The organism is Salinarimonas sp. NSM (genome assembly GCF_052380005.1).
Lineage (GTDB): Bacteria > Pseudomonadota > Alphaproteobacteria > Rhizobiales > Beijerinckiaceae > Salinarimonas.
The window spans coordinates 44,779-53,152 of sequence record NZ_JBQTCJ010000032.1 but is presented as its reverse complement, the minus strand read 5'-3'; the positions used below and the strand labels follow the sequence as shown (position 1 = coordinate 53,152).

Sequence of the window (8,374 nt, the reverse complement as noted above, 5' to 3'; positions counted from 1 at the left end):
CGGCGGGCCCCCCCCCGCCGGCGCGGCTTCAACCCCCGCGCCGCCGACGCGGGGCGATCGGCCGCCCCCCTCCCCCTCGTGGTGCGGGGTGGGGGGTGTGGGGCGGGCAGGATGGGGCGCGGCGTCGATGCCGGCGGACGTCGCCGGAGCCTGGCGTCCGCGTCGATCGCAGTTCTGCACGCCCCACACCCCCGGCCCCTCTCCACCAGGGAGAGGGGAGAACCGCGGCGGCCTTCGCGGACGTCCGTCACTCCTCCATGGCGATCAACGCCGCATTCCCCCCCGCGGCGGCGGTGTTGACCGTCACCACCTGCTCCGTGGCGAAGCGCTGGAGGTAGTGCGGGCCGCCGGCCTTCGGGCCGGTGCCGGAGAGGCCGTGGCCGCCGAAGGGCTGCACGCCGACGACGGCGCCGATCATGTTGCGGTTGACGTAGACGTTGCCCGTCGTCATCCGGCGCACGACCTTCTCGATCGTCGCCTCGATGCGCGAGTGCACGCCGAGCGTCAGGCCGTAGCCCTTGGCGTCGATGGCGTCGAGGAGCGCGTCGAGCTGATTCGCCTCCCAGCGGACCACGTGGAGGACGGGGCCGAAGATCTCCTCGCCGAGTTCCTCGGGCCGCGACAGCTCGAAGAGGTGGGGCGCGACGTAGGTCCCCTCCGCGAGCGCCTCGGCGGGCGCCTCCATGGCGAGATGCGTGCGGCGCGCCCGCGCCTTGGTCGCCGCGATATGGGCGTCGAGCTTCGCCTTCGCCTCCGCGTCGATGACGGGGCCGACCTGGACCGACAGGTCGCGCGGGTCGCCGACCTTCAGCTCCCGGGCGGCGCCGGCGATCATCTCGATCATCTTGTCGGCGACGTCCGTCTGCACGCAGAGCAGCCGCAGCGCCGAGCAGCGCTGGCCGGCGGAGCGGAAGGCCGACATCACCACGTCGTCGGCGACCTGCTCCGGGAGCGCGGTGGCGTCGACGATCATGGCGTTGATGCCGCCGGTCTCGGCGACGAGCGGCACGATCGGCCCGTCCTTGGCGGCCAGCGTGCGGTTGATGATCCGCGCCACCTCCGTCGAGCCGGTGAAGACGACGCCGGCGACGCGGGCGTCCGCCACGAGCCGCGCGCCGATCGCCCCGTCGCCCGGCACGAAGGCGAGAGCGCCCGCGGGGACGCCCGCCTCTTGGAAGAGCGCGGCGGCGTGGGCGGCGACGAGCGGCGTCTGCTCGGCGGGCTTGGCGACGACCGTGTTGCCCGCGACGAGCGCCGCCGCGACCTGGCCGACGAAGATCGCGAGCGGAAAGTTCCAGGGCGAGATCGCCACGAAGACGCCACGCCCGCGAAGCGTCATGCGGTTCGTCTCGCCGGTGGGGCCGGGGAACTCGATCGGCGCGCCGAAGACGTCCTCGGCCTGCGCCGCGTAGTACCGGCAGAAGTCGACCGCCTCGCGCAACTCGGCCAGCGCGTCGTCGACGGTCTTGCCCGCCTCGACCTGCATGAGGTGGACGAGCCGGCCGCGGTCGCGCTCCATCAGGTCGGCCATGCGCCGCAGCGCTCCCGCGCGCAGGGCGGCGGGGGTCGCGGCCCAGGCGGGATGCGCCGCGTGGGCCACGGCCATGGCGGCGTCGGCGTCCGCGAGCGAGGCCTCGACCACACGCCCGGCGACGGTGCGTCCGTCGATCGGGGTCGTGACGTCGCGGGCCGCGCCGTCGCGCCCGCGACCGCCGATCACCGGCCGCGCCAGCGCCGCGCCGGCGCGGCCCGCCTCGATCTCGGCGACGAAGGCGGCGAGCGCCGCGCGGTCCCCGAGCTCGACGCCCCGCGAGTTGGCGCGCGCCGGCCCGAAGAGGTCGCGCGGCAGCGGCAGCCTCGAGTGGCGCGCGCGCCGGGGCGTACCGATGATGGCCTGCGGGCGCTCCAGCAGCCGCTCGACGGGCACGCTCGGGTCGGCGGCGATGGAGACGAAGGAGGAATTCGCCCCGTTCTCGAGGAGGCGCCGGACGAGATAGGCCAGCAGGTCGCGGTGCCCGCCGACGGGGGCGTAGACCCGACAGCCCAGGCCGGGATGGCGCGCGCGCAGGCGCCCGTAGAGCGCCTCGCCCATGCCGTGCAGGCGCTGGAACTCGTAGCCGACGCCGTCCCCCGCCCGCGCCACGATCTCGGCGACGGTCAGGGCGTTGTGGGTGGCGAACTGGGGGAAGAGCCGCGGACGCGCGGCGAGCAGCCGCTCGGCGCAGGCGAGGAAGGCGAGGTCGGTCATCGCCTTGCGGGTGAAGACCGGGTAGTCCGGCAGCCCGCGCTCCTGGGCGCGCTTCACCTCGGTGTCCCAGTAGGCGCCCTTGACGAGGCGCACCATGAAGCGCCGGTCGAGCCGCTCGGCCAGCGCCGCGACCCAGTCGATCACCGCGGGCGCGCGCTTCTGGTAGGCCTGCACCGCGAGGCCGAAGCCGTCCCAGCCTGCGAGCGAGGGGTCGGCGGCGACGGCGGCGATCACCTCGAGCGAGAGCTCGAGCCGGTCCGCCTCCTCGGCATCGACGGTGAAGTTGAGGTCCCAGGCCTTGGCTTTGCGCGCGAGCGCGACGACGCGCGGCGTCAACTCGGCCAGCACCCGCTCGCGGGAGAGCGCCTCGTAGCGCGGATGCAGCGCCGACAGCTTCACCGAGATGCCGGGGCGATCGGGCAGTCGCTCGTCGCCGGCACCACGGCCGATGGCGTCGATGGCCTCCGCGTAGCTCTCGAAGTAGCGCTCGGCGTCGTGCGCCGTGCGCGCGCCCTCGCCCAGCATGTCGAAGGAATAGCGGTAGACCCGGCCCTTGCCGGTGCGGGCGCGCGAGAGCGCCTCCTCGATGGTCTGGCCCAGCACGAAGTGCGAGCCGAGCACGCGCATCGCCTGGCGCGTCGCCGTCCGCACGGTGGGGAGCCCCAGCCGCTTCGTCATCTGCCCGAGGATGCCCTCCGGCGTCTCGCCGGGGCGGATGACGCGCGCGGTGATGCCGAGCGCCCAGGCCGAGGCCGAGACGAGGAACGCGCCGGATTTCGCCTCGTGATGCGCGAAGTCCCCCTGCCCGAGCTTGTCCTCGATGAGGCGATCGGCGGTGGCCGCGTCGGGCACGCGCAGGAGCGCCTCCGCCAGCACCATCAGCGCGAGTCCCTCGCGGGTGGACAGGGCGTATTCCCGCAGGAGATCCTCGACGCCGCCGAAGCCACGCTCCTCGGCGCGGATCGCGCCGATCAGGTCGCGGGCGAGCGCGTCCGCCGCGTCCACCGTCGCGGGCGCGGCCCGGACCTCGGTGAACAGGCGCTCGGCGAGGGCGACGTCGTCCTCGGCATAGGGGGCGGAGAAGGGCGGGAAGGCGGGGGAGAGGGCGTCCATGGCGAGGCTCCCGTCGACGGCCGGCAGGGCGTCGGGCGATGTCACAGCATAGCGCGACTTGCGCCATGCTTCCACTGGCGTATCTTCTCGATCAGCGCCGGATCGGCGGCATCTGGGGGCATGGACAGTGAAAGCAACGGATCTCGACCGGGTCGACCACCGCATCCTCGCCGTGCTCCAGGAGGACGGGCGCATCTCCGCCGTCGAGCTCGCCGAGCGCATCGGCCTCTCGCCGACGGCGACGGGCGAGCGCCTGCGCCGCCTGCAGAAGGACGGCGTCATCCTCGGCTTCTCCGCCCGGCTCGACCCGCACCGCGTCGGGCTCGGCCTGCTCGTCTTCGTCGAGGTGTCGCTCGACAAGACGACGCCGGACGTGTTCGAGCGCTTCGCCGACGCGGTGCGGCGCGCGCCGGAGGTGCTCGAGTGCCACATGGTGGCCGGCGGGTTCGACTACCTCGTCAAGACCCGCATCTCCGACATGGCCGCCTACCGCCGCTTCCTCGGCGACGTCCTCCTCGCGCTGCCGGGCGTGCGGGAGACGCGCACCTACGCGGTGATGGAGGAGGTGAAGACGGACGGGGCGCTGCCGGTTTGAGCGCGCGTCACGTCCCGCCGACGACCCGCGGCGGCTCCTTCGGGAAGGCCACGTCGGCGTAGAAGGCATCGAGGGAGAGCACGAGGTCGAGGACGGGCAGCTCGAGCCGCTGCTCCAGGCCCTCGACGATCGTCCGGCTCCAGCCGTCCTCCCCCGCACGCGTCCACGCGACGACGAGAGGTCGGTTCGGCTCGACGAGCAGGATCGCAGCGATGCTGGCGATGCGCTTGTACTCCTCGAGCTTCTCGAAGGCGTCGAAGTCGCGCGTCGAGGGCGAGAGGACCTCGACCACGAGACGGGGCAGGGCGGCGATCCGGGCCTGCGGATCGCGGCGCCCGCAGTCGAGGCCGACATCGGGTCGGCGCAGCCGGCCGGGACGCGTCTCGACGGCGCCGTCCCCGGTGAAGGGCCGGCAGGGGCCGCCCCGCGTGAGACGGCGCAGCTCGGTGAGGATGTTGACGACGATGTCGTCGTGGACGTTGCTCGCGCCGGCCATGAGGCGCGGCTGCCCGTCGACGAGCTCCCAGCGCTCCGGCTGATGCTCCTGCCAGGCGAGGAACTCGTCGATTGTCAAGTCGCGTCGGGCGGGCTCGGCCATGCCGCATCTCCGTAGAGTTTCAGTGTAGCGCGCCCATCGAAGCGGGGGAAGCGCCCGGCCGGCGCGCATCCTGCTTCGCCCTGCCTCCCCCATGTGCGCCCTGCGACGTCGATCATGCCCAATGATGAGGCATTTCGCTTGACGCTGCGGAGCCATGTGCTTGCATGGCCGAGCCTGGTTCCGCCCGCCCGGTCCGGCACGGCCCTTGCCAGGGTCGCCGCACGAGAGATCACCCCCAACCGTACGCAGGAGCGCCGCCGCATGATGTCCCGCCTCGCCCGTCCCACCCGCCGCAGCCTGATCGCCGCCTTCGCCGGCGGCGTCGCGTTCTGCGGCCTCGCCGCTGCCCCGGCCGTGGCGCAGGACCTCACGCCGCTGCGCTTCTCGCTCGACTGGCGCTTCGAGGGGCCGTCAGCGCCCTTCCTCGCGGCGCTGGAGAAGGGGTACTTCGAGGAGGAGGGGCTCGACGTCACCATCGACGCGGGCAACGGCTCGGTCGAATCGATCAACCGCGTGGCGTCCGGCCCCTACGACATGGCCTTCGGCGACTTCAACTCTCTGATCCGCTACCGCTCGGACCCCGCCTCCGTGCCCGTGAAGGCGGTCGCCATGGTCTACAACAAGCCCGCCTTCGCCATCGTCGGGCGCGCCTCGCGCGGCATCACCGAGGACCTCGAGAGCCTGCGCGGCAAGACCTTCGGCGCCCCGGCGGCCGACGCGGCCTATGCGCAGTGGCCGATCTTCAAGGACGTCAACGACATCGACGAGGCCGAGTGGGAGATGACGTTCGAGAACGTCGGCTTCCCCGTGCGCGAGCCGATGCTCGCCCAGGGCGAGGTCGACGCCGTGTTCGGCTTCGCGATGTCGTCGGCGATCAACCTCGCCGCCCGCGGCGTGCCGATGGACGACATCGTCGTGCTCAACATGGGCGACTACGGCGTGGAGCTCTACGGCAACGTCATCATGGCGAAGCCCGAGTACATGGAAGAGAACCCCGAGGCGGTGGCGGGCTTCCTGCGCGCCTTCATCCGCGGGCTCGAGGACACGATCGCCAACCCGACCGAGGGCGCCGGCTACGTCGTCCAGTACAACGACGTAGCCCGCCAGGATGTCGAGGCCGACCGCTGGCGCATGACGATCGAGAACAACATCCTCACCGAGGAGGTCGCGGCGAACGGCTTCGGCGACGTCGACGCCGACCGCTACGAGCGGGCGCTCGAGCAGATCGACCTCACCTTCGACTTCCAGGAGCGCCCGGCGCTGGACGACGTGTTCACGTCCGAGTTCCTGCCGCCCAAGGAGGAGCGCATGCTCCAGTGAGCGGCGCTTGAGACCGCATCGCCCCGACCCGAACGAGGACGGCCCCGGCCCAGCGCCGGGGCCGACGCATCCGGAGACATTCGTGCAGGCCTTCGTCGACATCCACGACGTCACCCACATCTACTCCGGCGCCGAGGACGGGGCGCCCGCGGTCGAGCACATGACGCTCAAGGTGCGCGAGGGCGAGTTCGCCGCCATCGTCGGCCCTTCGGGATGCGGCAAATCGACGGTGATGAAGCTCGCCACCGGCCTGCAGTTTCCCGCGAAGGGCACGGTCATCGTCGCCGGCGAGGAGGTGACGAAGCCCGTCAAGCTCGCCGGCATGGCCTTCCAGAACCCGGTGATGCTGCCCTGGCGCACCACCCTCGACAATCTCCTGCTCCCGCTCGAGATCGTCCAGCCGCACCGCGCGCGGCTGCGCCGCCACAAGGCGGAGTACGTCGCGCGCGCCGAGCACCTGCTGGCCGAGGTCGGGCTCGCCGGCCAGGGCTCCAAGTTCCCCTGGCAGCTCTCGGGCGGCATGCAGCAGCGCGCCTCGCTGTGCCGCGCGCTGATCCACGAGCCCAAGCTCCTGATGCTCGACGAGCCCTTCGGCGCGCTCGACGCCTTCACCCGCGAGGAGCTGTGGTGCATCATCCGCGATCTCCACGCGGAGCAGGGCTTCACCGTGATCCTCGTGACGCACGACCTGCGCGAGGCGGTGTTCCTGGCGGACCGCGTCTTCTGCATGTCGGCGCGGCCCGGGCGGATCATCGCCGAGCGGCACGTCGACCTGCCGAGGCCGCGGGACCTCGAGATCATGTACACCGCCGCCTTCACCGACATCGTCCACGAGCTGCGCGGACACATCGCCGACGCGCGGCAAGCGGCCTGAGGGCCAAGGGAGGCCCGACGTGATGCACGCCAAGCGCCGCCGCCGCGCCATGCTCGCCGCCGCCCCGTGGATCTTCACGGTCGGCTTCTTCGCACTCTGGGAGATCCTGGTCCGCGTCTCGGGCATGTCGACCTTCGTCCTGCCGGCGCCGAGCGTGATCGCCGAGGCGCTGTGGCAGTTCCGCGGGCCGCTCTCGCTGCACTCCTTCCACACCGCCTGGATGACGCTCGCGGGCTTCGTCCTGGCCGTCGTGTTCGGGCTCCTGCTCGGCATGGCGCTCGGCGCCTCCCGGATGGTGCACGCGGGCTCCTACCCGCTGCTGGTGGGCTTCAACGCCATCCCGAAGGTCGCGGTCGTGCCGATCCTGGTGATCTGGTTCGGCGTGGGCTGGCTGCCGCCGGTGCTGACAGCCTTCCTGATCTCGTTCTTCCCCATCGTGGTGAACGTCGCGACGGGGCTCGCAACGATCGAGCCGGAGACCGAGGACGTGCTGCGCGCGCTCGGCGCCACGAAGCGCGACATCATCGTCAAGGTCGGCATCCCCCGGGCGATGCCCTACTTCTTCGGCTCGCTGAAGGTGGCGATCACGCTGGCCTTCGTCGGCTCGGTGATCGCCGAGTACAACGCCTCGAACTTCGGCGTGGGCAACCTGATGGCCCGCGCCTCGGCGGACTTCAACGTGCCGCTCCTGTTCGCGGCGCTGATCGCGCTCGCGGTGCTCGGCGTGATCATGTACGCGGCGACCGCCGTCATCGAGAAGCGCATGACCGGCTGGGCCCAGCGGTCACAGATGGCGAGCGCCTGACGGTCGCCGCAGCTTGCCCCGAATCGCTCCCGCGGCGATGATGTCGTCATGGTCCTCTCGCTCCTGCGCCGCAGCCTCGCCGCGCCGCCCGCCCGGCCGCAGCCCGAGCCGGCGGCGCTGCGCGTCGCGCACGAGACGGTGTCCTACGACGTGGTGCTCAAGCGCTCGGCGCGGGCGCGCCGACTGACCCTGCGGGTGTCGAGCGCGACCGGGGAAGTCGTGCTCACGATCCCCGCGCGCACGGCGCTCGCCACCGCCGAGCGCTTCGCGCGCGACCACGCGGGCTGGATCGCCGGCCGCGTCGCCAGGCTCCCCGGGCGCGTGGCCTTCGAGGACGGGGTGGAGGTGCCTCTGCGCGGCGTGCCGCACCGGATCGTCGCGACCGGCGGGCGACGGGCGCCCGCGCGAATCGGCCAGGACAGCACGGGCACACCCGCGATCCTGGTTTCAGGCGACGCCGATCTCGTGGCAAAGCGGGTGGCGGAGCTCCTGATGCGCGAGGCCCGCGCCGATCTCGCGGCGGCGGTCGCACGCCACACGGCCACGCTCGGCATCCCGGCGAAGCGCCTGACGCTGCGCGACACGAGGAGCCGCTGGGGCTCCTGCTCGGCGCGCGGGCACCTCTCCTTCTCCTGGCGGCTGATCTTCGCGCCGCCCTTCGTGCTCGACTATCTCGCCGCGCACGAGGTGGCGCACCTGAAGGAGATGAACCACTCCGCCCGCTTCTGGCGCCTCACCGAGCGGCTGTGCCCCCGCACCGAGGAGGCGGAGGCCTGGCTCGCGCGCCACGGCGCCGGGCTGCACCGCTGGGGCGCGTGAGC

General features: G+C 72.5%; 7 protein-coding genes. 5 read left to right on the top strand and 2 right to left on the bottom strand.

Features of this window, described 5'->3' with window-relative positions; all coding sequences use genetic code 11:
• Positions 1-247 precede the first annotated feature (247 nt).
• On the bottom strand, positions 248-3,361 hold the full coding sequence (gene putA, locus ACTZWW_RS13010) for a bifunctional proline dehydrogenase/L-glutamate gamma-semialdehyde dehydrogenase PutA (RefSeq protein ID WP_444781385.1): 3,114 nt from the start codon (positions 3,359-3,361) through the stop codon (positions 248-250).
• Between the two features lie 127 nt (positions 3,362-3,488).
• On the opposite strand from putA, the gene ACTZWW_RS13005 reads away from it, so the two are divergent.
• Positions 3,489-3,956, top strand: a complete 468-nt coding sequence (locus ACTZWW_RS13005; protein ID WP_444781384.1) for an Lrp/AsnC ligand binding domain-containing protein — start codon at positions 3,489-3,491, stop codon at positions 3,954-3,956.
• Between the two features lie 7 nt (positions 3,957-3,963).
• On the opposite strand, the gene ACTZWW_RS13000 is transcribed toward ACTZWW_RS13005, so the two are convergent.
• Positions 3,964-4,554 carry a Uma2 family endonuclease gene (locus tag ACTZWW_RS13000; RefSeq protein ID WP_444781383.1) on the bottom strand — a complete coding sequence of 197 codons (591 nt, stop codon included), beginning with the start codon at positions 4,552-4,554 and terminating at the stop codon, positions 3,964-3,966.
• 261 nt (positions 4,555-4,815) lie between these two features.
• Here ACTZWW_RS13000 and ACTZWW_RS12995 point away from each other — a divergent pair, with 261 nt between their 5' ends.
• From ACTZWW_RS12995 to ACTZWW_RS12980, 4 genes are all read left to right on the top strand, one after another.
• Entirely contained in the window at positions 4,816-5,874 is a 1,059-nt protein-coding gene (locus tag ACTZWW_RS12995; RefSeq protein ID WP_444781382.1) for an ABC transporter substrate-binding protein, read from the top strand.
• An 82-nt stretch (positions 5,875-5,956) separates the two neighbouring features.
• Complete coding sequence (locus ACTZWW_RS12990; RefSeq protein WP_444781381.1) at positions 5,957-6,748, top strand: ABC transporter ATP-binding protein; 792 nt, start codon at positions 5,957-5,959, stop codon at positions 6,746-6,748.
• Positions 6,749-6,770: 22 nt separating this feature from the next.
• Entirely contained in the window at positions 6,771-7,553 is a 783-nt protein-coding gene (locus ACTZWW_RS12985) for an ABC transporter permease (protein ID WP_444781380.1), read from the top strand.
• 48 nt (positions 7,554-7,601) lie between these two features.
• Entirely contained in the window at positions 7,602-8,372 is a 771-nt protein-coding gene (locus ACTZWW_RS12980; protein WP_444781379.1) for a M48 family metallopeptidase, read from the top strand.
• Positions 8,373-8,374: the final 2 nt, after the last annotated feature.